22 protein-coding genes and 2 tRNA genes are annotated in these 24,036 nt (G+C 68.3%); 3 read left to right on the top strand and 21 right to left on the bottom strand.

Annotation, left to right across the window (positions count from 1 at the left end; all coding sequences use genetic code 11):
- Positions 1-5: 5 nt before the first annotated feature.
- Together ACWPKK_RS09245 and ACWPKK_RS09240 are read right to left on the bottom strand one after the other, a co-directional pair.
- On the bottom strand, positions 6-329 hold the full coding sequence (locus tag ACWPKK_RS09245; RefSeq protein WP_452003044.1) for a hypothetical protein: 324 nt from the start codon (positions 327-329) through the stop codon (positions 6-8).
- 118 nt (positions 330-447) lie between these two features.
- On the bottom strand, positions 448-1,113 hold the full coding sequence (locus ACWPKK_RS09240) for an XRE family transcriptional regulator (RefSeq protein ID WP_452003041.1): 666 nt from the start codon (positions 1,111-1,113) through the stop codon (positions 448-450).
- Positions 1,114-1,206: 93 nt separating this feature from the next.
- On the opposite strand from ACWPKK_RS09240, the gene ACWPKK_RS09235 reads away from it, so the two are divergent.
- On the top strand, positions 1,207-1,407 hold the full coding sequence (locus ACWPKK_RS09235) for a helix-turn-helix domain-containing protein (RefSeq protein ID WP_109105773.1): 201 nt from the start codon (positions 1,207-1,209) through the stop codon (positions 1,405-1,407).
- 71 nt (positions 1,408-1,478) lie between these two features.
- Here ACWPKK_RS09235 and ACWPKK_RS09230 read toward each other — a convergent pair whose 3' ends face one another.
- The 10 genes from ACWPKK_RS09230 to ACWPKK_RS09185 all read right to left on the bottom strand — a co-directional run bounded on the left by ACWPKK_RS09230 (position 1,479) and on the right by ACWPKK_RS09185 (position 11,681).
- The gene (locus tag ACWPKK_RS09230; protein ID WP_014248495.1) at positions 1,479-2,414 is read right to left on the bottom strand and encodes a ribose-phosphate pyrophosphokinase; all 936 of its coding nucleotides are present in this window, start codon (positions 2,412-2,414) and stop codon (positions 1,479-1,481) included.
- A gap of 201 nt (positions 2,415-2,615) precedes the next feature.
- Entirely contained in the window at positions 2,616-3,383 is a 768-nt protein-coding gene (pgeF, locus tag ACWPKK_RS09225) for a peptidoglycan editing factor PgeF (RefSeq protein ID WP_452003037.1), read from the bottom strand.
- A gap of 133 nt (positions 3,384-3,516) precedes the next feature.
- On the bottom strand, positions 3,517-4,671 hold the full coding sequence (locus ACWPKK_RS09220) for a class I SAM-dependent methyltransferase (protein ID WP_452003034.1): 1,155 nt from the start codon (positions 4,669-4,671) through the stop codon (positions 3,517-3,519).
- 4 nt (positions 4,672-4,675) lie between these two features.
- Complete coding sequence (gene lgt / locus ACWPKK_RS09215) at positions 4,676-5,497, bottom strand: prolipoprotein diacylglyceryl transferase (RefSeq protein ID WP_452003031.1); 822 nt, start codon at positions 5,495-5,497, stop codon at positions 4,676-4,678.
- 11 nt (positions 5,498-5,508) lie between these two features.
- Positions 5,509-6,495, bottom strand: coding sequence for an ADP-glyceromanno-heptose 6-epimerase (gene rfaD, locus ACWPKK_RS09210; protein ID WP_452003028.1), 987 nt, complete (start codon positions 6,493-6,495; stop codon positions 5,509-5,511).
- Between the two features lie 199 nt (positions 6,496-6,694).
- A complete protein-coding gene (locus tag ACWPKK_RS09205; RefSeq protein WP_452002605.1) occupies positions 6,695-7,675 on the bottom strand; it encodes an IS110 family RNA-guided transposase in 981 nt (326 codons plus the stop codon).
- Positions 7,676-7,876: 201 nt separating this feature from the next.
- Positions 7,877-9,586: a 2-isopropylmalate synthase gene (gene leuA / locus ACWPKK_RS09200; protein ID WP_452003025.1), complete on the bottom strand. Its 1,710-nt coding sequence runs from the start codon at positions 9,584-9,586 to the stop codon at positions 7,877-7,879.
- A 400-nt stretch (positions 9,587-9,986) separates the two neighbouring features.
- The gene (locus ACWPKK_RS09195; protein ID WP_452003022.1) at positions 9,987-10,709 is read right to left on the bottom strand and encodes an LrgB family protein; all 723 of its coding nucleotides are present in this window, start codon (positions 10,707-10,709) and stop codon (positions 9,987-9,989) included.
- A complete protein-coding gene (locus ACWPKK_RS09190; protein ID WP_452003019.1) occupies positions 10,706-11,116 on the bottom strand; it encodes a CidA/LrgA family protein in 411 nt (136 codons plus the stop codon). The genes ACWPKK_RS09195 and ACWPKK_RS09190 overlap by 4 nt, the downstream gene beginning before the upstream one ends.
- A gap of 115 nt (positions 11,117-11,231) precedes the next feature.
- Entirely contained in the window at positions 11,232-11,681 is a 450-nt protein-coding gene (locus ACWPKK_RS09185; protein ID WP_324868673.1) for a hypothetical protein, read from the bottom strand.
- 378 nt (positions 11,682-12,059) lie between these two features.
- Here ACWPKK_RS09185 and ACWPKK_RS09180 point away from each other — a divergent pair, with 378 nt between their 5' ends.
- Positions 12,060-12,236 carry a hypothetical protein gene (locus ACWPKK_RS09180; RefSeq protein WP_452003016.1) on the top strand — a complete coding sequence of 59 codons (177 nt, stop codon included), beginning with the start codon at positions 12,060-12,062 and terminating at the stop codon, positions 12,234-12,236.
- Between the two features lie 70 nt (positions 12,237-12,306).
- Positions 12,307-13,695: a DNA polymerase III subunit epsilon gene (locus tag ACWPKK_RS09175; protein ID WP_452003014.1), complete on the top strand. Its 1,389-nt coding sequence runs from the start codon at positions 12,307-12,309 to the stop codon at positions 13,693-13,695.
- Here the strand turns inward: ACWPKK_RS09175 and egtB are convergent.
- The 9 genes from egtB to ACWPKK_RS09130 form a co-directional block, all read right to left on the bottom strand.
- Positions 13,692-15,053 carry an ergothioneine biosynthesis protein EgtB gene (egtB, locus tag ACWPKK_RS09170; RefSeq protein ID WP_452003011.1) on the bottom strand — a complete coding sequence of 454 codons (1,362 nt, stop codon included), beginning with the start codon at positions 15,051-15,053 and terminating at the stop codon, positions 13,692-13,694. The two genes, ACWPKK_RS09175 and egtB, sit on opposite strands and share 4 nt — an antisense overlap.
- 220 nt (positions 15,054-15,273) lie before the next feature.
- Positions 15,274-15,441 (bottom strand): 50S ribosomal protein L33, encoded by a 168-nt coding sequence (gene rpmG / locus ACWPKK_RS09165; protein ID WP_012974790.1) that lies wholly within the window; start codon positions 15,439-15,441, stop codon positions 15,274-15,276.
- Between the two features lie 160 nt (positions 15,442-15,601).
- Positions 15,602-17,182, bottom strand: a complete 1,581-nt coding sequence (locus ACWPKK_RS09160) for a S41 family peptidase (RefSeq protein ID WP_452003009.1) — start codon at positions 17,180-17,182, stop codon at positions 15,602-15,604.
- Between the two features lie 346 nt (positions 17,183-17,528).
- Positions 17,529-19,685, bottom strand: a complete 2,157-nt coding sequence (rnr, locus tag ACWPKK_RS09155; protein WP_452003006.1) for a ribonuclease R — start codon at positions 19,683-19,685, stop codon at positions 17,529-17,531.
- Positions 19,686-19,749: 64 nt separating this feature from the next.
- The gene (locus ACWPKK_RS09150; protein WP_452003004.1) at positions 19,750-20,322 is read right to left on the bottom strand and encodes a hypothetical protein; all 573 of its coding nucleotides are present in this window, start codon (positions 20,320-20,322) and stop codon (positions 19,750-19,752) included.
- Positions 20,323-20,497: 175 nt separating this feature from the next.
- Positions 20,498-21,577: a chorismate synthase gene (gene aroC / locus ACWPKK_RS09145; RefSeq protein ID WP_452003001.1), complete on the bottom strand. Its 1,080-nt coding sequence runs from the start codon at positions 21,575-21,577 to the stop codon at positions 20,498-20,500.
- A 164-nt stretch (positions 21,578-21,741) separates the two neighbouring features.
- Positions 21,742-21,816, bottom strand: a tRNA-Thr gene (locus ACWPKK_RS09140).
- 36 nt (positions 21,817-21,852) lie between these two features.
- Positions 21,853-21,927: transfer RNA gene (locus ACWPKK_RS09135), tRNA-Thr, on the bottom strand.
- Between the two features lie 161 nt (positions 21,928-22,088).
- Positions 22,089-24,023: a polysaccharide biosynthesis protein gene (locus ACWPKK_RS09130; RefSeq protein ID WP_452002999.1), complete on the bottom strand. Its 1,935-nt coding sequence runs from the start codon at positions 24,021-24,023 to the stop codon at positions 22,089-22,091.
- Positions 24,024-24,036 lie beyond the last annotated feature (13 nt).

Below are 24,036 nucleotides of genomic sequence, written 5' to 3'. Positions count from 1 at the left end.
CGGCGTCAGGCGGCCCGCTTCTGCGGCTGGGCCGCCTCCTCATCCAGGCGCTGCCCGACCTGCCGCTTGATGCGCTGTTCCGGGTGCCGCTCCAGGCGGCGCTGCGGCAGGCCGTTGATCAGGTCGCTGCGGACGGTGAAATGGGCGATGCTGCGCCCGTCGCCCAACTCCTCGCTGGCGAGGCGTTCCACCCGCACCTCCACGTCCCAGCCGATCTTCGCCCAGGCGGCCCGGATGCGGCGGGCCAGTTCGTGGGCGCCGCGCTCGCTGAAGCTGTCGAGCCGCCCGCCGGACGGGCCGGGATGAAAGCGGGGGTAAAGCTGGTGCATGGCCCTTTCTCCTTGGCTGAGGCGGCGCACCGGGCATGTCCGGCGATCCGCACAGCGAAGGAATAATCCAAAATGGATTATAAGAGCCACTGAATACCGATACCGGATCGGTATAGCCTTAGGGCTCCTGCAGCCCCACGACGGTATGCAGGGTGTCGAGGTCTTCCAGCGGAACGGCGAATTCGCGGTCGGCCGGCTGGTATTCGCGCAGCACGACCGCCTCGGGGCCGCGGCGCACGAACTCCTTCACCAGCACCGCCTTATTGCGCTTCACCACCACCACCCCGGCCCCCGGCGCCGGCGGCTTGTGCGGGTTGACGTGCAGCAACTGGGCCGGCCGAAATCGCGGCATCATCGATTCGCCAACGACATACATGGCATAGGGATCGCGGGCGTTCTTCAGATAGTCGGGACGGGCGATCCAGTCGATCGGACCATCCTCCAGGAACATCTCCTGGTCCACCCCGCCGCGCGCCGCGGCCCGTACCGGCATGGATGTGGCCGCTTGGACCTGCTGCTGCGCCCCGACCGGCGGCGTTCGCAGCAGCGCCGGCATCGTGGGCCGTGCCGGGCGCGCCATCACGGGAGCGGCCGGCAGGTCGAGGCCGAGCAGCACCGCCGGCTCCACGCCCAGCGGTTGGGCGAGCTTGACCGCCCAATCGACGGTCATCTTGCGCTGGCCGGTCTCCAGCTTGTTGATCTGGGGCTGGGAGGTGCCGGCCAACTCGGCCAGCTTCTCCTGGCTCAGCCCGGCGGCCTGCCGCAGTTCGCGCATGGTGGTCATGGGCTGTTCATACCAAAACGGCTTTGGAAAGTCCAACCCCACGGAATAAATCCAGTTGCGCGCAGAACCCAGCCTGGTCTAAACCATTGCGGTATGACGCTCGATGACTGGCTCACCCGGACCGCAACCAAGGAAGAGGCCTTCGCCGCCCTGATCGGGACGAGTCAGGCCACGGTCAACCGCTATCGCCATGGCCGCCGGGTTCCCCGTCCGGCGGTGATGGCGCGCATCGCCGCCGCGACCGGCGGGCAGGTGACGGCGAACGACTTCCACGGGCTGGCGGGGGAGGGCTGAGGGCAAAGCGCGCGCAACAAAAAAGGCCCTCTCCCGGCGGGAAAGGGCCTTTTCCGTGAAGCTGTCGCTCTTTACGAGAACAGGCTCGACACCGACCGCTCTTCGCTGATGCGCATGATCGCTTCGGCGAGCAGGGGGGCGATGGTCAGCTGGCGAATGTTGCGGGACACGCGGACCGCCTCGGTCGCCTGGATGCTGTCGGTGGTGACCAGCTGTTCCAGCGGGGAGACGGCGACGCGGGCGACCGCACCACCGGACAGGACGCCGTGGGTGCAGAAGGCGTGGACCGACTTGGCACCGGCTTCCATCAGCGCGACGGCGGCGTTGCACAGCGTGCCGCCCGAGTCGACGATGTCGTCCAGCAGGATGCAGCGGCGGCCATTGGCGTCGCCGATGATGTTCATCACCTCCGACACGCCAGCGCGCTCACGCCGCTTGTCGATGATGGCCAGATCGGCGTCCAGGCGCTTGGCCAGCGCGCGGGCGCGGACCACGCCGCCGACGTCCGGCGACACGATGGTGACCTCGCCGATGTTCTCGAAGGACTGGCGGATGTCCTTCTCGAAGACCGGGGCGGCCATCAGGTTGTCGGTGGGGATGTCGAAGAAGCCCTGGATCTGGCCGGCGTGCAGGTCCATCGTCAGCACGCGGTTGGCGCCGGCCTGGGTGATCAGGTTGGCGACCAGCTTGGCCGAGATCGGCGTGCGCGGGCCGGTCTTGCGATCCTGCCGGGCATAGCCGTAGTAGGGGATGACCGCCGTGATGCGCCGGGCCGACCCGCGCCGAAGCGCGTCGATCGTCACCAGCAGTTCCATCAGGTTGTCGTTGGCCGGGAACGAGGTCGACTGGACGACGAACACGTCCTCGCCGCGCACGTTCTCCAGGATCTCGACGAACACCTCCATGTCGGAGAAACGGCGCACGCTCGCTTTCGTCAGCGGCACGCCGAGACAGGTGGAGATCGCCTCGGCCAGCGGACGGTTGCTGTTGCCGGCAAGCACCTTCATCGGGGTCGGCTCTCTTTGCAGGGAAACGGCTCAAGGCACGTTCGCCGCTTGCGCGCCGTCGCCCCTTGAAAACGGGGCGGACCATAACAAAGGGGCGTGCCCATGTAAACGTTCGATGACGGTGGTGTCTTTCCCCATTGGGGAATGCCGCCCTGCGCGGGCGGCATGACCGCGGCACGATTGTCCCCCGTTCGGGTCGGTTCAGTTCTGCAGGACGATGGCCGAAAGGCCGCGGCCATAATCCGGCTCACCCCGAAGGCAGGAGCGGCGGTAGCTGAAAAAGCGGTCCTCCTCCGCCACCGTGTCGTTGGGGCAGCGCTGGATCACCGTCACGCCGGAGTCGCCCAGCCGCCGGGTGACGTAGGCGGCCAGATCGAACAGGAAATGGCCGGGCTTGCGGGCAGGGGCAAAATAGTCGCGGTTGCGCGGGTCCTCCTCCTCGAACGGAGCGGGGAATTCCGGCCCCACCTCGTAGGAGCGCTGGGCGATGCAGGGACCGATGCAGGCGACGATCCGGTTCGGCTTGGCGCCCAGCTCCACCATGCGGGCGACGGTCGCCTCGATCACGCCGGCCCGGGCGCCCTTCCAGCCGGCATGGGCCGCACCGATCACGCGGGCCTTGCTGTCGGCGAACAGCACGGGCGCGCAGTCGGCGGTCAGGATGCCGAGCGCGATCCCCGGGCTCCGGGTCGCCATGGCGTCGGCCTTGGGCGCCGTCTCCGGCGTCCACGGTTCGTCCACCACGACGCAGGTCGGGCTGTGGACCTGATGGCAGGTGACGAGGTTTTCAGGCGCCACCTCCATCCGCGCCGCGGCGCGGGCGCGGTTCTCGTGCACCGCGGCCGGTGAGTCGTTGGACCCCAGCCCGCAATTCAGCGAGGCGTACAGCCCGGTGGACACCCCGCCGGTGCGGGTGAAAAAGGCGTGGCGGATATGGGTGATGTCGTTCAGCGCGCCGAGTGTGATCACGAACGCCGTCCTTCCCTGTTCTGTGGCTCCCGCTTGCCCAACAGGGCAGGGGGCCGCGATGCACGGTCCGCCCGGTTTGTCTTGATGGCGGGTTTGGTGCTCTTGTCTCTAACCGGTTGTCTGCGCTTGGCCGTCAGAAGCCCGCCGGCGGGGTGTCGTCGGCGAAGGCTCCGGGCGTGGCCAGCGCGACCAGCTTGAACAGCCTGCCCATTTGCGCAGGATCGATCAAGCGGTCCATCGCGCTTTGGATATCCTTGGCCTGGGCCGGGGTAGCCTTTGTCATCAGGGAGGACGCCCGTTGGTGGATGCCCAGGCGGGTCAGCCATTCTCCCTGCTCGACCGGGCCGAATGACTGGGCTCCGCCCTCCCGCGCCGCCGCGGCGATGCCGGCGAAATCGACATGCGCCGTCAGGTCGGCCTCGCCCGGCGCCTCCAGCACCGGGGCAAAGGCGTGGCGGCGCAGCGCCTGCAGCGTATCGCCCACCGCCGGTCCCTGGGCATGGCCATAGTCGATTGCCAGGGCGGCACCGGGAGCGGCGGCCAGCCGGGTGCCGATCAGCCGCGCCACCGCTTGCGAGGCGGGAGAGACCTCGACCACGCTGCCCTCGGGTGCATCGCGGAGCACATCGGGCACCAGCCGGCTGCCGGAACTGCCGAAGGCCTCCAGAACGAAGCGGAAGCGCGGATCGGTCTCGGTGCTGTCCGGCTCCAAATCCACCAGCCGCTCGAACCAGCCATGACTGGTCTTTTGCACCTGACGGATGGGCAGGGCGTCGAAGAATTCGTTGGCGATCAGGATGGTCGGGCCGTCCGGCACATCCTCCAGCCGGTGGTGCCACTGGACGGCATCGCCGAGGATGGGCTGCAGCGTCCGGCGCTGGCGCTCGCGCAGGACCGGGCTGGTCTCCACCAGATGGACGATGGCGTTGTCGCGGAACAGCGGCAGCACGGCCGCCGCCCGCAGAATATCGGCCATCAGCGTGCCGCGGCCGGGGCCGAGCTCCACCAGATGGAAAGGGCCGGGGCCGCCCAGCCGTGCCCAGCTGTCGACGCACCACAGGCCGACCAGCTCGCCGAACATCTGGCTGATTTCCGGCGCGGTGGTGAAATCGCCGCCGCTGCCGAACGGGTCCTGGCGGATGTAATAGCCCAGCCGCGGGTGGCCCAGCGCTTCCGCCATGAAGGCGCCGACGCTGATCGGGCCGTCCATCAGGATGCGGCGGGCCAGCAGGCGGGCCAGCGTCTCCGCCCCGGCGCTCTCGTCCCTGGCGTTCTCGTCCCCCGGCATGGCGTCAGGCCGGCAGGGCGTGGCGCCGGCCGCGCAGGACCAGCCACAGGCCGACCGCGACCATCGGCAGCGACAGCAGCTGTCCCATCGTGGCGCCGGCGAACAGGAAGCCCAGCTGCGGGTCGGGCTCGCGGAAGAACTCCACGATGATGCGCGACAGGCCGTAGCCGATCAGGAACAGCCCGCCGACCGTGCCCGGCCGGTTGCGCAGCGCCGGGCTGCGGATGGCGATCGCCAGCAGCACGAACAGCACCGCTCCTTCCAGCGCCGCTTCGTAAAGCTGGCTCGGGTGGCGCGGCACCTGAAGCGGATCGCGCGGGAACACCATGGCATAGGCGAAGTCGGGCGCCGCCCGGCCATAGAGCTCGCCATTGATGAAGTTGGCGATGCGGCCGAAGAACAGCCCGATCGGCGTGCAGGCGGCGATGATGTCGCCGAAGACGAAGGGCGAGATGCCGCGGCGCCAGCAGAACAGTCCGATGGCCATCAGCACGCCGACCATGCCGCCATGGAAGGACATGCCGCCGTGCCACACCTGCAGCGCGTCCAGCGGGTTTTCCAGATAATAGGGCAGGTTGTAGAACAGCACATAGCCCAGCCGCCCGCCCAGGATGGTGCCGATCACCGCCCAGGTCAGGAAGTCGTCGAACTCCTCCGGCTTCGGACGCCGGTCGGGGTCGAGCCGCGCCAGTCCCAGGCAATAGCGCCAGCCCAGCACGAATCCTGCCAGATAGGCCAGCGCGTACCAGCGGACGACGACGGGGCCGACGGCGAAGGCGACCGGATCGATGGTGGGAAAGGCGACGACAGGCAGGGCGGCGAACATGGGGGCTCCGGTCAGCGATACGGGTCGGGCTGCGACAGGAAATCCTGCACATAGCGCCGGACACCCTCTTCCAGCTCGGTGAAGGGCTGGTCGAACCCGGCGGCGCGCAGGCGATCCGTCGTCGCCTGCGTGAAATATTGGTATTTGCCGCGCAGATGCTCGGGCATGTCGAAGTACTCAATCCGGGGGGGCAGCCCCAGCGCGGCGAAGGTGGCCAGCGCCAGATCCTTGAAGCTGCGCGCCTTGCCGGTGCCGACGTTGAACAGGCCGCTGACCTCGGGATGGTCGTACAGCCACAGCATCACCGCGACGCAATCGTCGACATGGATGAAGTCGCGCAGCTGGCCGCCATCCTCGAAGCCGTCCTTGTGCGACTTGAACAGGCGCGCCGGCTGGCCGGCCGTCAGCTGCGGATGCAGCTTGGCGACCACGCTCATCATGTCGCCCTTGTGGGTCTCGTTGGGGCCGTAGACGTTGAAGAACTTCAGCCCGGCCCATTGAGGCGGCACGAGGTCGCCGGTGGCGACGGCACGGGCGATGCGGCGGTCGACCAGATGCTTGGACCAGCCATAGGCGTTCAGCGGCCGCAGCCGCGCCAGCCCCTCGCAGGACCCGTCATCGTCGAAACCCGCCGACCCGTCGCCGTAGGTGGCGGCCGAGGAGGCGTAGATCAGCCGGCAACCGCGCCAGGAACACCAGCGCCACAGGTCGAGCGTCAGCGCGACGTTGTTTGCGACGATCTTGTCGACGTCCCGCTCGGTGGTGGCGGAGACGGCGCCGAGATGGAAGACGGTGTCGATTTCGGCCGCATGCTGGTCGAGGAAGGCCAGCGTCTGGTCGGGCGGCACCAGCGTCGCGACCTCGCGCTTGGCGAGGTTCTGCCACTTTTCGCCGTCGCGGAAGCGGTCGACGACCGCCACGTCGGTGATGCCGCGGGCAGCCAATGCCGCGACAAGGTTGGACCCGATGAAGCCGGCCCCGCCGGTGACCACGATCATAGCGCTGTCCGCTGTTGCTCGACGCGTTTCGTGGGGACTTATAGGCGGGTGGGGCGGTGGGGGCAAGTTTGGGGGAGTGCGGGCTGGCGATGCCCCCACCTCAATCCTCCCCCGCTGGGCGGGGGAGGAGGCAAGTGCTTATGCGGAAAAGCGGCGGCAGTCCCTCCCCCGCCCAGCGGGGGAGCAACCATGTTGTTTTTCATGGTGAGGCTAGGTTGTCCTGCCATTCCTTGTTGTCTCGGACCATGGCATTGAGGGTGACGATCATCTTTCGCATTGCGGCGACGATGATGAGTTTATGTGGCTTTCCAGCGGCTTTGAGGCGTTCGCAGAAAGCCTTGATGATGGGATTGCATCGTTTGGCGGTGGTGGCGGCCATGTAGAGCATGGTTCGGACCCGTTCTCGGCCGCCACTGCAGTATCGTCGTCCCTTATGCTGGCCGCTCTCGTCGTCGAAGGGAGCGACACCGATCAGACAGGCGATGGCGTGTCGCGTCAGCCGGCCGAGTTCGGGCAAACGGACAGCCAGCGTGACCGCACTCAGGAAGCCGATGCCCGGCATGCTCTGGAGGCGCTTCACCTGCTTATCCAAGTCCTGGTCCTCTTCGACCAGAGCCCGGATGCGGGCGAGCAACGTCCGCTTGTCGGCGGTCAGGCGCCTGATCTGCTCGACAACCAGCGCCCGCACCTCGTCGTCGACAAAGCCCTCAAGCTGGGTCTTGGTCTGTGCTGCGGCAGCGCTGAGCTGTTCGTAGTAGGTCAGGTAAGCCGCCAGACGCTCCAGAACCGGGGAGCGTGCCGGACGCTCCTCGCCGAACAGTGCGGCGAACTCGGCGATCACGCGGGCATCCAGCCGATCATTCTTGGCATGCCGGCGCCGCATCTGGGCGAACAGCCGCACGTCGCGGGGCTGCAGAACCAGCACGCGAAAGCCGGCCTGCCGCATCGCCTCGACCAGTTTGCGTTCATAGCCACCCGATGCCTCGACCGCGATGGCATCCACCGCCCGTTCGGCCAAGTGACGCAGCAGGGTGGTGAACCCTGCTTCATTGTTTCCGACGCTGACGCTCACGCCATCGGGCCAGAAATGGCCATCCAGCTGGCGTTTGGAGACATCCAGGCCAAGTGTCTTGGAAAAAGCAGCCATCTCCCAGCCCCTGCCTTGCAAATCCGGGCTCATGGCCCGCGCAACCATTCGGGTTTGTTGGAAGACAACCGGCTGGGACCTCGCTCCCCCACGGCCTCAAGCAGCCTCGGATAGGACGGCCTGCCAGCCGGCCCGCGCTGCTGGGGGTGGCCACCCCCAGCAGCGCGATCCGTCCAAGGCACTATAACGAAAAACAAACATACAAGGATAGGTGGGGGTATCGAAGCCTACCCCTTACCGCCCCGCCCGATTGGCCGCGCTCACCAGCGCCCGCAGGCTGGCGGTCACGATGTCGGCGTCGATGCCCACGCCGAACAGGGTCTTGTCGCCGGTCTTCACCTCGACATAGGCGCAGGCCTGGGCGTCCTCGCCGGAGCCGATGGCGTGCTCGCGGTAGTCGACGACGTGCAGGTCGGTGCCGCAGCCCTGGCGCAGGGCGTCCAGGAAGGCGTCGATCGGGCCGTTGCCCTTGCCCTTGGTGGTGATGATCTCGCCGTTGCGGCGCATCACCACGCTCATGGCACGGGCGCCGGAGTTCGGGCCGCGCGGCTCGGTCGAATGCTCGACCAGTTCCAGCGGGCTGTCGGCGTCCAGATACTCGGCCTTGAACGCGGCGTGGATGTCTGCGGGCGACAGCTCCTTGCCGCTCTCGTCGGCGACGCGCTGCACGACCTTGGAGAACTCGATCTGCAGGCGGCGCGGGATCTGCAGGCCGTAGTCCTTCTCCAGCACATAGGCGATGCCGCCCTTGCCGGACTGGCTGTTGATGCGGATCACCGCCTCATAGCTGCGGCCCAAATCCTGCGGGTCGATGGGCAGGTACGGGACCTCCCACTTGCCGGTGTTGGACTTGGTCAGCGCCTTCAGCCCCTTGTTGATGGCGTCCTGGTGCGAGCCCGAGAAGGCGGTGAACACCAGCTCGCCGGCATAGGGGTGGCGCGGGTGGACCGGCAACTGCGTGCAGTATTCGGAAATGCGGACGATCTCGTTGATGTCGTCGATGTTCAGCTCCGGGTCGACGCCCTGGGTGAACATGTTCAGCGCCAGCGTGACGACATCGACATTGCCGGTGCGCTCGCCGTTGCCGAACAGGGTGCCCTCGACGCGGTCGGCACCGGCCAGCAGCCCCATCTCCGCCGCGGCGACGCCGGTGCCGCGGTCGTTGTGCGGGTGCAGCGAGATGATCGCCGATTCGCGGTTCTTCAGGGTGCGGCAGAACCACTCGATCTGGTCGGCATGCACGTTGGGCATCGACATCTCGACCGTGGCCGGCAGGTTCAGGATGACCTTGTTGTCGGGCGTGGCCCCCCAGGTCTCCATAACCGCCTCGCAGATCTCCACCGCGAAGTCCAATTCGGTGCCGGTGAAGCTTTCCGGCGAATATTGCAGGACGATTTCGGTCTCCGGCGTCTCGGCGGCCAGCTGCTTGACCAGCTTGGTGCCGGCGACGGCGATGTCGATGATGCCCTGGCGGTCCAGCCCGAACACGACGCGGCGCTGCAGTTCCGAGGTGGAGTTGTACAGGTGGACGACGGCGCGCTTGGCGCCCTTGATGCCGTCGAAGGTGCGGCGGATCAGCTCCTCACGCGACTGGGTCAGCACCTGGATGGTGACGCCGTCGGGGATCTTGCCCTCGTCGATCACCTCGCGGCAGAAGTCGAAATCGGTCTGCGACGCGGCGGGGAAACCGACCTCGATCTCCTTGAAGCCCATGCGCAGCAGCAGGTCGAACATCGCGCGCTTGCGGTCCGGCCCCATCGGTTCGATCAGCGCCTGGTTGCCGTCGCGCAGATCGACCGAGCACCACATCGGCGCCTTGTCCAGGGTGCGCGACGGCCACTGGCGGTCGGTCAGCTTCACCTGGGGGAAGGGGGCGTATTTGGACGGGGACTTCGGCAGGGTCGGGATGTTGGTCGCGGTGCTGGTTTGGGTCGCGGTGCTCATGGCGTCGTTCGGCTCCACTGGCGGCCCCGGAGCCCGGTCTTCAATACGGGCAGGGGCGGCGGATCGGAATTTGAAAGGCGGAGGGACCGGCGAGGGGTACGGCCGCAGAGCCGCCGGACGTGGCTCAGCGACCGTCGGTAAGTCGCAGTCCCGGCCCCGGCCGGGTGACGCCGATACCGGCGCCTTTGCAAACATCGCTCATGGAACTGACACTTCGACCGATGGAAATGGTGTGCGAACGCGACAAACCCGGACGCTTAAAGCGCCGGGCCGAGAAGTCGAAGAAGAGCGTTCTTGCGGTCGATGCAGGTCATAGGCCGCACTCTGCGCAGGTGCGGCAACGCTGTCAAGCCCGGATTGGCGGAAAACGGACTGCGGGACACGCAAACCATAGCGCCGCTCAGCCCCAGATCAGGTGATACAGGGTCGGCAGCAGCAGCGCCGTCGCCAGACCGTTCAGCCCCATGCCCAGCCCGGCGAAGGCGCCCGCCACCTCGTTGACCTGCAGGGCGCGCGCCGTGCCGATGCCATGCGCCGCCACGCCCATGCCGAAGCCGCGGGCGCGCCAGTCCTTCACCCGCACGAGGTTCAGCACCCAGGTGCCGAGGCTGGCGGCCACGATCCCGGTGATGATGACGAACACCGCGGTCAGCGACGGCAGCCCGCCGATCTGCTCCGACACGCCCATGGCGATGGGCGAGGTGACGGATTTGGGCGCCATCGACAGGATCGTCACCGCCGATCCGCCGAAGGCCCAGACCAGAGCCACCGCGCTCAGCGCCGATGCCGTCGATCCAACCAGCAGCGCCACCACCAACGCCAGGGCCGAGCGGCGGACCTCCTGGAACTGGTTGTAGAGCGGAACGGCCAGCGCCACGGTGGCTGGTCCCAGCAGGAAATGGACGAACTGCGCACCGTCGAAATAGGTGCGGTAATCGATGCTCGACAGGCTCAGCACGCCGGCGATCAGGACGACCGCGATCAGCACCGGGTTCAGCACCGGGCGCCGGCCCAGCTTCTCGAACAGCCACAACCCGCATTGGTAGGCGACCAGGGTCAGGGTCAGCCCGGCCAGCGGGTTCGCCGACAGATAGACCCAGATCTGGTGAAGGTCGTCGCTCATGCCCGGTCCCCTTCCGCCGATTTTCCGGCCAGCGGTTTCCCGGCCGCCGGTTCTTCCTCCAGCCGCGGGTCGATGCGGCTCAGCAGGAAGGCCATCAGCTTCGCCGTCACGGCGATGCCGAACAGCGTGCTGCCGAACAGCGCAATGATGATCGGCAGCGCTTCCGTCTCCAGGCGGGTGACATGGACCATCACGCCCACTCCGGCCGGCACGAACAGCAGGGACAGGTGCCGCAGCAGCCCGCCGGCCGTTTCCTGCACCGCTGCGGGAACCCCGCCGCGCAGCAGCAGGCCGGCGAACAGCAGGAGCATGCCCAGCACGGGGCCGGGGATCGGCAGGTGCAGCAGGCGGGCGGCCAGCTCGCCCGCCAGTTGGCAGAGCAGCAGAAGCGTCAGGGTTCCGAGCATCGCGGACTCCGGAGGAAGGGGCGCTGTCCGTCCTTCTACCGCAGTGGCGAAGCCGGCGGGCTGCATTCCGCGAATGCGAGCGTCCCGAATCGGCGATGTGGGCTTCGAAGGGGGCTTACTGCAGCTTGCTGCGCGCGTGGTGGCCGCGGCGGACGATGGATCGCGCCTCCACCGTCACTTCCTTCTTGCCGAACAGGCGCAGGAAGATGGCGTTGACGGTGGCGTGGGCGCTGACCGTCAGGGTGCCGGCCGCCGCGTCCTCCGCGATCGTCAGGGGAGACAGGTCCGATCCCAGGAAGCCCCTGGGGAAGGCCTTGTCGAAGAAGCTGCGGATGTGTCCGTCACGCTGCGAGTCGAACATCACCCGCCCGCCGGCCAGTGCCGCGGCATCGACTGCCTGCGCCAACCGCGCCTCCACCGCATAGCTGCGAAGAGCGTCGACGGTACAGCCGGCCCCGAGCACGGTCGGAATGGCAAGGACCAGAGCCACCACCAATAGCAGATGGCGACCTGTCCGCCGGTCTTCGTGCCCGCCATAGGGCAGGGGACGATAGACCAAAGTCATTGCCGGCCTCCCAAGGAATTGCCTATGCGGAAAGGAGTGTTGTCGCTGGATGACCTACTCTTAGCATCATCCGGCAAGCAGGCAAACCAGGAAATGCAACAGAGCGATAGCAAAAGATCGGTTGGAAGTTGCTATGTATTTTACGCAAAGGCGGTAATCCGAGTTTGCACAGGCAGCGACAAAGGGTAACTCGACCGGAGTGAAGCGGAAAGCGTAGCCTCGACTTTGAAAAACGCCTGCGAATCGCGATTCGCTGGTGTCAAAAGCAGGACAAGCCGTTTGGTTCCCGCGCTGTTAAGCATTCGTTGGGCTTTTCCCCCGGTAGGCTGGCGCCGCCCGTCAATTCCTCGTTTCCTCCTGTGCCGGAGCCAGTCAGCGATGCCGCCGATCCGTCCTTTCTTCCGCAACCAAGCGAATCGATCCTTCCTTGACCACGCGTTGGCCGTGGCGGTGGTGGCGCTGCTGATGATTGGCCTGTCGGGAGACGTCAGGGTGGCGCTGGCCGGCCTGATGGAGCAGGTGGACGGCGCGTGGGCCGCCCTGCTGGCGCGCTGAACACGCACGTCGCTTCTCCGTTTCCTTTTGGCCCGCTAGAGTCCGGGCACAACGAGGGGGAGGCGGCCCGATGAAGGGCGGCGTTTGGCGCGTGGCGATGCTGGGGCTTGCTGTGGCGGCGGCCACGCTGGTCTTTCTGGGCGTGGAGATCACGCAGCTGGCGGCGGAAGACCGGACCGCCTTCACACGCGGCCTGACGATCTGCGGGATCGGCCTGCTGGCGGTATGGTTCGTCTTCTCCCGCCTGTCCCGCCATTTCGGCGATCTGGAACGTCTGGCGGACCGCCTGTCCGGCGGGCGCAGCCGCGTCGACCTGGAGCCCTGGTCGGGCGGACGCGGCGGCGAGGTCGGGCGCCTGGCCGAGGCCGCCGCGGGGTTGGTCCGGGGCGGCGATCAGCCGGCAGGCGATGGACCGCTGGCGGATGGTCCCTTGGGGCGCGGGCCGCTGGGCGGCGGACGCATGGACCGGGCGGTTCGCGCGGCGCTGGTCCTCACCGACGACCCGTTGCTGATCATCGACGAGTTGGGGCGGGTGGAGCGGCTCAACCCCGCCGCCGCCCGGCTGTTGGAGGTGGAGGAGGGTGCCGACATCGGCAAGGCCCTGCTGCGCGACGATCTGGCCCGTGCCATCGAACGGGCGCGCGGCGGCGGGGCGCCCGTCTCCGCGGTGCTGCGCCGGACGGAAGAGGGTGAACTGTCCGCAAGGCTCGTCGATCTCGGCCTGAATTCTGGAGTGATGCTGTCCTTTCCCGCCCGCGGCATGGCCAGCGGCGCCGGGTTGACCGGCAAGCGAGCGCTCACTCTTCGACCGGCCCAGCCCGCCGCCCCTCTGGGTGACGACGAGCCGCTGGCCGCACTGCCGTTCGTCGCGCTGTGGGTGGCGACGGCGGGGGTGGAGCCGGACAGCGGTCCGGTCATCGCGGTCGGCACGGTGCGGCTGGCGGGATCGCGCATCTTCCCGACCGTGTCGCTCGCCCTTCTGATCGACCCCATCGATCCGGTGCCGGAGGAGGCGACCGCCCGTCACGGCATCGGCACCGCAATGGTGGCGGGCGAACGCCCCTTCGCCGCCGTCTGGCCGGCGATCCAGGATGCGCTGCACAACTGCATCGCCGTCGGCATCGGCATCGACCAGGCGCTCGCCGCCCTGGCGCGGTCCGCCACGCTGGCGGGCGTCGCCGATCCCGCCCTGCCGCAGGGCCTGGACCTCGGCGTGCTGGCGGCGGCGCTGGACCCGGCGCTGGCCAGTGCGTCTCCCGACCGGTTCGCCGCCGCCTTCGGCGTGGCCCATCACCCGCGCAACGGCTCACAGGGGGAGGCGCTGGCCCTGGCCGAACTGGCCGCTGCGCTGTTCACCCGCCTGACCGAACGCGGCATCCTGACCCAGGGGCAGGCGCGGGCGCTGGTGGCCGGGCGCGTGGCGGCAGGCGCGGCGGGGGCGTCCGGCCAAATCTCCTAAACCGCATCCTCCGCCAGCCGGAAACCGCTCACCGACAGGCGGGTCTCCGGGCGCAGGTAATGCCGCGTCCAGGGTCCGGCATGGTCGAAGGGGGTCAGGCAACTGCCGCCGCGCAGGACCATGCGGTTGCTGGCGAGTCGGCCATTGACCGCCTCGTCCGGGCCATCGGGCCGGCGATAGCCGGGGTAGGTGGCGAAGGCGTCGGCCGTCCATTCCCATACGTCGCCGCACATCTGCCAGGGGCCGGTGCCGTGACAGGTGCCGCAGCGCGGATGGCGATGGCCGGTTCCCAGCAGATTGCCCATGCTGTCGCAGCCGGCGGCGACCGCCTCCCATTCGGCTTCACGCGGAAGGCGCTTGCCGGCCCAGCGGGCATAGGCGTCGGCCTCGTACCAGCTGACATGGCAGACCGGCTCGTCTGGGTCGAGCGGCTGCATGCCGTAGAGGGTGAAGACCCGCCAGCCGGAAACGCTTTTCAGGTCCCCGCTCTGCTCGCCGCTGCCGCGCTCCCAATAGAGCGGGGTGCTCCAGCCTTCCGCCCGCGCGGTCTCCCAACCGTCGGACAGCCAGAGCGAGCGGTCGCTGTAGCCGCCGGCCTCGATGAAGGCCAGGAACTCGCCGCAGGTGACCGGGCGGGCGGCCAAGCGATAGGGGTCCAGCCAGACGCGGTGGCGTGGCCCTTCATGGTCGAATCCGGGCAAGGGGGCGGGGCGGCCGATCTCGACCAGCCCACCGGCCTGTTCCACCCAGCCGTCGGGCGGTGCCCCAAGATGCGGATGGTCCGGCGCCGGTTCATAGGCTGGGCGCAGCGGGTTGGACCACAGGGCATGCTTTATGTGCAGGAGCATGCGCTCCTGGTGGCGGCGTTCATGGGCGATGGCCATCACCAGCGCCGGTTCGACCGTGTCCCACAGGCCGTCGTCGATCTGCTCGATCAGATGCAGCACCGCGGCGTTGATCTGGTCGCGATGGCGCATGATCTCCGCGGCGCTGGGACGGGACAGCACGCGGGGCGGAGCGGCGAATCGCTCGCCGCGCGCCGCGAACAGGTCGAGAAAGGCGGGGTCGTAGGGGCAGTAGCCTGGGCTGAAGGGCATCAGCACCGCCACCTCGAAAAGCCAGCTGGTGTGGGCGAGATGCCATTTCGCCGGGGCGCCGTCGGGGACGGTCTGGACCATCAGGTCTTCCGGCGACAAGGTGGCAACCAGTTCAGCCGTGCGGGCGCGCGCCTTCTGGAAGCGGGTCGCGAGAGCCTGCCGCCGGTCGGCGTCCGGCACGGTCGCGCCGGAGTCGGCAAGTGGGCCGGGGGGCGGGTTGGCGGACGGGCCGGTGGACGGGATGAGATGCGTGTCGGGCATGGTCGGTCCCTCCAGAGTCGGTTACCGTCCGAACAGTGTCCGCCCGAAGTGCCCCATTTGGAATGCACGCATCCGTGGTGTGGCGGTCACCGCAAATAGCGGCAGCGACCGGATGCCGCACCAGCACTGGTGTGGAAAATGCAAAGCTCTGACAAAAACGAAAAGGCCGCCAGAAAGGCGGCCTTGTTCATTCGAAGCACAGCTCAGTGTCGGACAAGACTTACTTGATCTTGGCTTCCTTGAACTCGACGTGCTTGCGCGCCACCGGGTCGTACTTGCGGAACGACAGCTTTTCGGTGGTCTTCTTCGGGTTCTTCTTCTTCACGTAGAAGAAACCGGTGTCAGCCGTGCTCACCAGCTTGATGAGGACGGTGTTCTGCTTGGCCATGATCTCGATCCCGACAAAAAATCCGTGCCCCGCCGGCCCGGCGGGGGCGGCGTCGTAGCGGCGGAAAATACCGTCTGACGCCGCAATGTCAAGCCTTATGGGCGGTGAAATCGATGCCCGACCTCGATTGCCACAGGGCCCGTCGTTCCCGTGGCCGGACTCAGCGCTCCGCCACCGTGTTGACCACGGCGCTGGCGACCGCGCGCTGGTACAGCGCCGGCTCGGACAGCAGCCGCATGGCGACCTTCAGGTCCAGGTCGGGCTCATGCTCCTTCCAGGGGCAGGCTTCGCGCAGGGCGCTCAGCGCATGCTCGTCGTCGGCCGCCTTGGACCGCCAGCTGGCGATCTGCGCCGGGCGCAGCCGCCCCTCGCGCAGGTCGGACAGCAGGGTGTCCGGATCGGTCTGGCCGGCCCGGCTGGTGCAGACGGTGGGCTGCACGCCCTGGCGGTGCAGGGTGTAGCCGGCCGGCGTGTAGATGCGGCTCCAGGTCAGGAACAGCTCGCCGTCGTTGGGCAGCCGGGTGACGGTCTGGACGCTGCCCTTGCCGTAGCTGGACGCGCCCACCACCACCGCACGGCCCGAGTCCTGCAGCGCCGACGCCACCACCTCCGCCGAGGAGGCGGAGCGGCCGTCGACCAGAACCACCAGCGGCAGCCCGTCCAGCAGGTCGTCGGGGTTGGCGTCGAAGCGCTGGCGGCTTTCCGGGTTGCGCCCTTCGGTGGAGATGATCCGGCCGCGGCGCATGAACAGGTCCGCCACCGCGACCGCCTGGTCCAGCAGCCCGCCCGGATTGCCGCGCAGGTCCAGCACCATCCCGTTCAGGGTCGGACCGGCGGTCTGGCGGATGGCGTTGACCGCGGTCCGCAGGCTGGAGGCCGTGGTGGCGTTGAAGCGGTCGAGCTTGACGATGCCGACGTCGCCGGACAGCGAATAGGTGATGGTGTTGGGCACCACCCGCTCCCGCCGCAGCGGCAGGCGGCGCGGCGCGGCGTTGTCGCGCGCGACGGTCAGCGTGACCAGGGTGCCGGTCGGGCCGCGCAGCCGGTCGCGCATCTCGGCCGCGGTCATCCGTGTCGTCAGTTCGCCGTCGATCGCCAGAAGCTGTTCGCCGTCGATGATGCCGGCGCGTTCGGCCGGGCTGTGCGGCATGATGTCATGCAAGGTCACGCGGCCGTTGGCGTTGCTGTCCAGCGAGATGCCGACGCCGCCATAGCCTTCGCGCTGCGCCCGCTCGTTGGTCGCTCGCTGGACGCCGGTGTAGCGGGAATAGCCGTCGAGATCGGCGGTGATGCCGTCGAACACTACCTGGTACAGCCGTTCCGGCGTCGCCTTGGACAGGACGGGGGAATGGCTGCGCGCGCGGTCGATGACGCGGGTGGTCAGTGCCGCCCAGCCGCCGGCGTCGGCGTCCGGCGCAGCCCCGTACTCCGCGGCCAGAGTGCCCGACACGTACAGGCGTACGGTGCTGCCGGCGCGCTCCACCGTCACGGCGGGATCGAGGGCGCTCAGGCCCTTCAGACCGTCCATGCCCAGGCGGTTGAAGGACACGGCGTCCAGATACACCTCGGCGATCTTGCCGAAGCCGACGGCGAAGACCTGCTCGCTGACGGGCGGCGGGACACTGGCCGGAAGGGACTGGGTGGGGGCTGCGACCGCGGTGGAGGCGAGGAGCGCCGCGGTCGAAAGCTGGAGGGCGGAATGGCGGATGGAGCGGCGCAGGCGGCGCGCCAAGCTCGACATCGTGGGGATCCGAAACGGCGACACGCGTGACGGTACGGTGTGATCGCACGCGCTGTGATCGCAATTGGCCATGGGGCGAACCGCGGCCTCCCTTTCCTGCAGCCGGACCGGACGAGGATGGTGCCGGTCCCGGATGGGGGATAGATACACCTTCGTTCAGGAGGGTGTGCGGGACAAAATTGCGGAGCGATTCGCAATGTTGCGGATTGTCCCGGCCTGTGTCGCCTAGGTCACGCTTGTATGGTGCCGCAGGGGCGAACCCTTGGCTTTGCCACGAGTCCGCCATCGGTTCGTCACACGGCGCAAGCGTTGCCGTTAAGCAACGGTATCGGCTGGAGACTTGGAGTCAGTCCGAGTCGGACAGTCGGAAAAGCATGCTGCCGCTGACCGGATCGGCCTCCATCAGGACCACTTTGACCGGGCTGCTGAGGCGGTATGTACGGCCCGTACGCTGCCCGACCAGGGCGTGCGCCGCCTCGTCATGATCGTACCTGTCGTCGGGCAGGGTGCTGGCCGGGATCAGCCCGTCGGCGCCGCTCTCGTCCAGCCGCACGAACAGCCCGAAGCGGCTGACGCCGGCGATGCGGCCGCTGAACCGCTCCCCCACCCGGTCGGCCAGGAAGGCTGCGGTGTAGCGGTCGACCGCGTCGCGTTCGGCGGCGGCGGCGCGGCGTTCGGATCCGGACAGATGCTCCCCGATCTCCGCCAACCGGCCCAGCGTCTCGTCGTCCAGCCCGCCGACGCCCAGCCCCAGGGTGCGGATCAGCGCCCGGTGGACGATCAGGTCGGCATAGCGGCGGATCGGCGAGGTGAAATGGGCGTAGCGGTGCAGCGCCAGCCCGAAATGGCCGATGTTGTCCGGGCTGTAGGCGGCCTGGGCCTGGGCGCGCAGGATCACCTCGCTGACCAGCGGCGCATGCGACGTGCCTTCCACCTTGCGCAGGATGCGGGTGAAGTGGCTGGGCGTGAGATCGGCGCTCTTGCCCAGCGGATGGCCGATTTCGGCGAGGAAAGCGCGCAGCGCCTCCATCTTGTCCATCGAGGGACGGTCGTGGATGCGGTAGAGGCCGGGCATGGTGCGCCGCTCCAGCACCTCCGCCGCCGCGACGTTGGCGGCGATCATGAACTCCTCGATCAGCCGGTGGCTGTCGTGGCGTTCGCGATCCGCGATCTCGGCGACCCGGCCGCGCTCGTCGATCAGCACGCGGCGTTCGGGCAGATCCAGCTCCAGTGTCCCGCGCTTGGTGCGTGCGGCGGCCAGCCGGGCGTATGCGCCGAACAGCGGGGCGATCACACTTTCGGCCAGCGGCGCCGTCACCTCGTCCGGCCGGCCGTCGTGGCAATCCTGCACCTGTTCATAGGTCAGCCGCGCCGCCGACCGCATGAGTGCGCGGACCAGCCGATGCCGGATCAGCACACCGTTGCGGTCGATCCACAGGTGGAAGGCGAGGCAGGCGCGGTCCTCTCCCGGACGGAGCGAGCACAGCCCGTTCGACAGCGCCTCCGGCAGCATCGGCACGACGCGGTCGGGAAAGTACACGGAGTTGCCGCGCTCGTACGCCGCCCGGTCGAGCGCCGATCCGGGACGGACATAATACGACACGTCGGCGATCGCGACGATCAGGTGCCAGCCTTCCGGGTTCTCCGGATCGCTGTCGGACTCCGCCCAGACGGCATCGTCGAAATCGCGGGCGTCGGCGCCGTCGATGGTCACCAGCGGGATGCCGCGCAAATCCTCCCGCTGCATCAGCGCCGGCACCGCCGCCAGCTCCGCCTCGCGCAGGGCTGCGTGCGGGAAGACGGTGGGGATGCCGTGGGCGTGGATGGCGATCAGGCTGAAGGCGCGCGGTTCGTCGGTGGAGCCCAGACGTTCCACCACGCGGGCCTGCGGCTGGCCGGCGCGTCCGGCCGGCAGGACGTCGGCGAAGACGAGGTCGCCCGCTTCCGCGTCGCCGCGGTTGGGCGGCAGCACCAGGAACTCGGTCTTGTGGCGGCGGTCGGTCGGGAGGATGCGCCCGCCATTGGCGCTCGGCCGGTAGACGCCGAGGATGCGGCCCTCGCGCTCGCCATCTATGCGGCGGATGACGCGGGCTTCATACAGGCGGTCGTTGATGCGGGCGAGCTTCGCCAGCAGCGTGTCGCCGACCGCCAAAGGCTTGTCCTCGCTTCGCGATTTCTTTTCCGGCAGCAGGAAGATACGCGGCGGGTTGCCCTCGCCGGTCCAGGTCAGCGGGCGGGCCGACAACTCGCCGTCGGCATCGACGCCGGTGATCAGCAGCACGGCGACGGCGGGAAGGGACTGCGGCGGGGCCATGCGCTTGTTGCGGCCGCGCTCCACAGCTCCGTCCGCTTCCAGTTCGCGCAGCAGGTCCTTCAGCATTTCGCGGTCGGCCGATCCAGACAGCTTGAAGGCGCGGGCGATCTCGCGTTTGCCGACGGGGGTGGTGCTGGACCGGATGAAGGCGAGAATGGCGTCCTTGCCGGGGAAATGGCTGTCGGTCACGGGTTGGGGAGTCCGTCGGTTCTTGTCGCTGGGATGGCTATATAGGGATCAATCCGCGGCAGGTTTACTCTTGGCCGGGGCTCGTCGCCCACGGCCTGCCAGCCATCGCGCGGATGGCGTCGCTGCGCTCCACCGCCTCGCGGAAGCCGGCGAGCGGGAAGCGCACCTCCGTCTTCTCGCCGGCCGGCGACTGGCCGACGATGGAGACCTCCGGCGCCGGGGCGATCCGCTCCACCATGCGGCGGTTGATGTCGGGATCGGTCACCGCGCAGGTGTTTGTCTCGAACCGGTAGGGCTTGCAGGGGGAATCGGGCTTGAACACCGCGCGGTCGGCCCAGACGCGCACCAGCTTGTCGAGATCCAGCGCTTCGGCGGACACCCGGAAGCGCAGCCCCTCGCGCCATTTCTCGGTCGAGCGCAGCCAGACCAGCCGGGCGGTGCGGTCGTTGGTGCCGCGGGCGGTCAGCTCGCATTCCACCTGCCGGGTGGCGGTCCAGAGTTGGCAGTAGAGCTTCCAGGATTTGAAGGTCTCGTCGAATTCCTGGAAGGGCCTGGTGTCCGCCATGGCCGTCGGCATGGCGGCGATCAGCATCGCCAAGGCGAGGATCAGGCGCTGTCCGTGGCGGAGGGCGGGCATGGGGTGGTCCTGTGGTGTGGAAAGCAATTGCGCGCTTCGGTCTTGCCCCCACCCTAACCCTCCCCCGCTGGGCGGGGGAGGGGACAAGCGCTTATTCGGGAGGGCGGCGGCAGTCCCTCCCCCGCCCAGCGGGGGAGGATAGGTGGGGGTCTAACTCCGCAAGAAGCCCACACCCTCACTCCCGCCGCTCGGCCCGCCGACGCAGCAGGTGGTCGGCTAGCACGCAGGCCATCATCGCCTCGCCGACCGGGACGGCGCGGATGCCGACGCAGGGGTCGTGGCGGCCCTTGGTCAGGATGTCGGTGTCGTTGCCGGCGGTGTCCACCGTCTGGCGCGGGGTCAGGATCGAGCTGGTCGGCTTCACCGCGAAGCGCACGACGATGTCCTGCCCGGTGGAGATGCCACCCAGGATGCCGCCGGCCTGGTTGGACAGGAACTGCGGCTGGCCGTCCGGACCCATGCGCATCTCGTCGGCGTTCTGCTCGCCGGTCAGTTCGGCGGCGGCGAAGCCGTTGCCGATCTCCACGCCCTTCACCGCGTTGATCGTCATCATCGCGCAGGCGAGGTCGCTGTCCAGCTTGTCGTAGAGCGGGTCGCCCAGGCCGACCGGCACGCCGGAGGCCACCAGTTCCACCACCGCGCCCACCGACGAGCCGCTCTTGCGGATGCCGTCGAGATACTCCGCCCACCGGGTGGCGGCGACCGGGTCGGGGCAGAAGAAGGGGTTGTTGTCGATCTCCGCCCAATCCCAGCGGCTGCGGTCGATCTTGTGCGGACCGATCTGCACCAGCGCGCCACGCACCTGGATGGCGCTGCCCAGCACCTTGCGCGCCACTGCACCGGCGGCGACCCGGCAGGCGGTTTCCCGCGCCGAGGAGCGGCCGCCGCCGCGGTAGTCGCGGATGCCGTATTTCTGCCAGTAGGTGTAGTCGGCATGACCGGGGCGGAATTTGCCGGCGATGTCGCTGTAGTCCTTGGAGCGCTGGTCGGTGTTCTCGATCAGCAGCGAGATCGGGGTGCCGGTCGTCTTGCCCTCGAACACGCCGGACAGGATCTTCACCTGATCGGGTTCCTGGCGCTGGGTGGTGTAGCGGGACTGGCCGGGACGGCGCTTGTCCATCCAGGGCTGGATGTCGGATTCCGCAACGAGGTCGATCAGCGACGGGCAGCCGTCCACGACGACGCCGATGGCCGGACCGTGGCTCTCGCCCCAGGTGGTGAAGCGGAAAAGCGTGCCGAAGCTGTTGCCGGCCATGGTGACATCCTCCCGAGACGAACCCGCGCTTATAATTTCACGCACTGTGAAATCGTGTACCAACTGTTCACGCTGTGTGAACATGCGCGCGTTTCTTGCGGCCTTTCGGCGGCAAGGTCAAGGAAGCGATGAACCGATTTTCAAGGGGAGTTTTTAAAGGGGGATGGTGCTGCCAGAGAGGATTGAACTCTCGACCTCTCCCTTACCAAGGGAGTGCTCTACCACTGAGCTACGGCAGCGCCGGATACGAACGCCTGATGACAGGATCGGAGGAATGGTGCTGCCAGAGAGGATTGAACTCTCGACCTCTCCCTTACCAAGGGAGTGCTCTACCACTGAGCTACGGCAGCCCCGATAACCGATCATCGCCGGGGCGATGCGTCCGGGTGAGGCGTTCAGGCTTGACCGCCCCCCGAAGTGGCGCGGGTTATGCCACAGGCCTTTTGGGGATGCAAGCGCTTAAAATCACACCGCAGGCCACTTTTTTTCGCTCCCGGAATAAGCTCCCCAATTACGCCTGTGTCGCGGCGGGCGGAAGCACCGCTTCGGCCCGGAAATCGGGCACGACGGTGCCGAGGATCGACAGCACCCGCTCGCCGTCGCCGGCCCGCGCCGCGGCTTCCAGTTCACCCACCGCGCGGTTGATCAGCGCATAGTCGATCAGCCGGGGGGAGGCGAGGAAGACGCCATCGGCCTCGGTGCGGCTCGGCGCCTCCGCGGCGGTCAGGATTTCCTCGAACAGCTTCTCGCCGGGGCGCAGCCCGGTATAGGCGATCTCGATGTCGACCCCCGGCCGATAGCCGGCCAGCCGGATCATCTGGCGGGCAAGGTCGGCGATCTTCACCGGCTCGCCCATGTCCAGCACCAGGATCTTGCCGCGGTCCTCCGCGCGGGTGGCGCCGTGGGCCGACGCCTGCAGCACCAGTTCCACGGCTTCGCGCACAGTCATGAAATAGCGGCGCATGTCGGGATGGGTGACGGTCAGGGGACCGCCCTGCGCCAGCTGCCGGGTGAACAGCGGCACCACCGATCCCGACGAGCCCAGCACATTGCCGAAGCGCACGGTCATGTAGCGGGTGGCGTGCTCCGTCCCGTCGCGCGGCGGCAACACGTCCAGCGCCTGGCAATAGGTCTCGGCGAAGCGCTTGGCCGCGCCCATCACGCTGGTCGGGCGGATCGCCTTGTCGGTGGAGATCAGCACCATGGCGAGGCAGCCGGCGGCGCGCGCCGCGTCGGCCACGTTGCGGGTGCCGACGACGTTGGTCAGCGCGCCCTCGCACGGGTTGGCCTCCACCAGTGGCACATGCTTGAGGGCGGCGGCATGGAAGACCAGGGCGGGGCGTTCGTCCTGGAACAGGCGCATGACCCGGTCGCGGTCGCGCACGTCGGCGATCACCGCGCGGGTGTCGAGGCCGGGGAATCTCTCCCGCACCTCCATCTCGATGCTGTAGAGATTGAATTCCCCGGCATCGAGCAGGATCAGCCGTTCCGGCCCCAGCGCCGCGATCTGGCGGACCAGTTCGCTGCCGATGGTGCCGCCGGCGCCGGTGACGATCACCCGCCGCCCGCCGATCAGTCCGGAAATGGCTCCACGGTCCAGCACCGCCTGCGGCCGGCCCAGCAGATCCTCCAGCGCGATGGGACGCACCTCCACGCCCTTGCCTTCGCCCAGCGCCGACTTGAACTCGGTCAGGCTGGGCAGCCGGGACATGACCAGCCCCAGCGCCTCCGCCCGGTCGAGCAGGCTGCGCAGGGTCGATCCCTTCAGCTCGGCATTGCCCTTGGTGATGATCAGCCGCTGCGGCCGTTCGCCCTTGCGTTCCAGCGCCTGGACCACCTGCTCCAGGTCGTCGGGGCCGCCCAGCACCGGCACGCCGCGCACGGCATGGCCGATGCGGCGGCCCTTGTCGTCAAGAATGCCGACCACGCGGTAGGCCGACTGTCCCGGCTGGTCGAGCGAACGGATGAACAGCTCCGCCGCGTCGCCGACGCCCAGCAGCAGGACGGGGATGCGCGGCACGCCCTCCACCGCCTCGGCCCAGCTGAAACGGCGGTCCTTCAGGAAGCGGTAGGCGAAGCGCGGCCCGCCCAGCAGCAGCATCTGTACCAGCCACAGGATCGGCGGCAGCGAGCGGGGAAGCAGTTCGGCGCGCGTCAGCAGGAACATCGCCAGCACGAAGCACAGCACCGCCACCGTGACGGCGCGCACCACCTGCATCAGGTCGGGGATGGAGGCGTAGCGCCAGATGCCGCGGTACAGACCGAACAGCACGAACACCGCGGCCGACAGCCCGACCAGCACCGGCAGGGCGATCGTCAGCGCGTCGAAGTAAAGACCGAAGGCGGAACCGCCCACCCGCAGATAGAGGGCGACGACCAGGGCCACCCCGGTCATCACCAGATCATGCAGGAACACCAGGGATGCCCGTGCGGACGGGATGCGCATGCCGCTAAACCTT

It is taken from the genome of Azospirillum largimobile (assembly GCF_977007025.2).
This window is presented reverse-complemented; position numbering and strand designations above follow the sequence as displayed.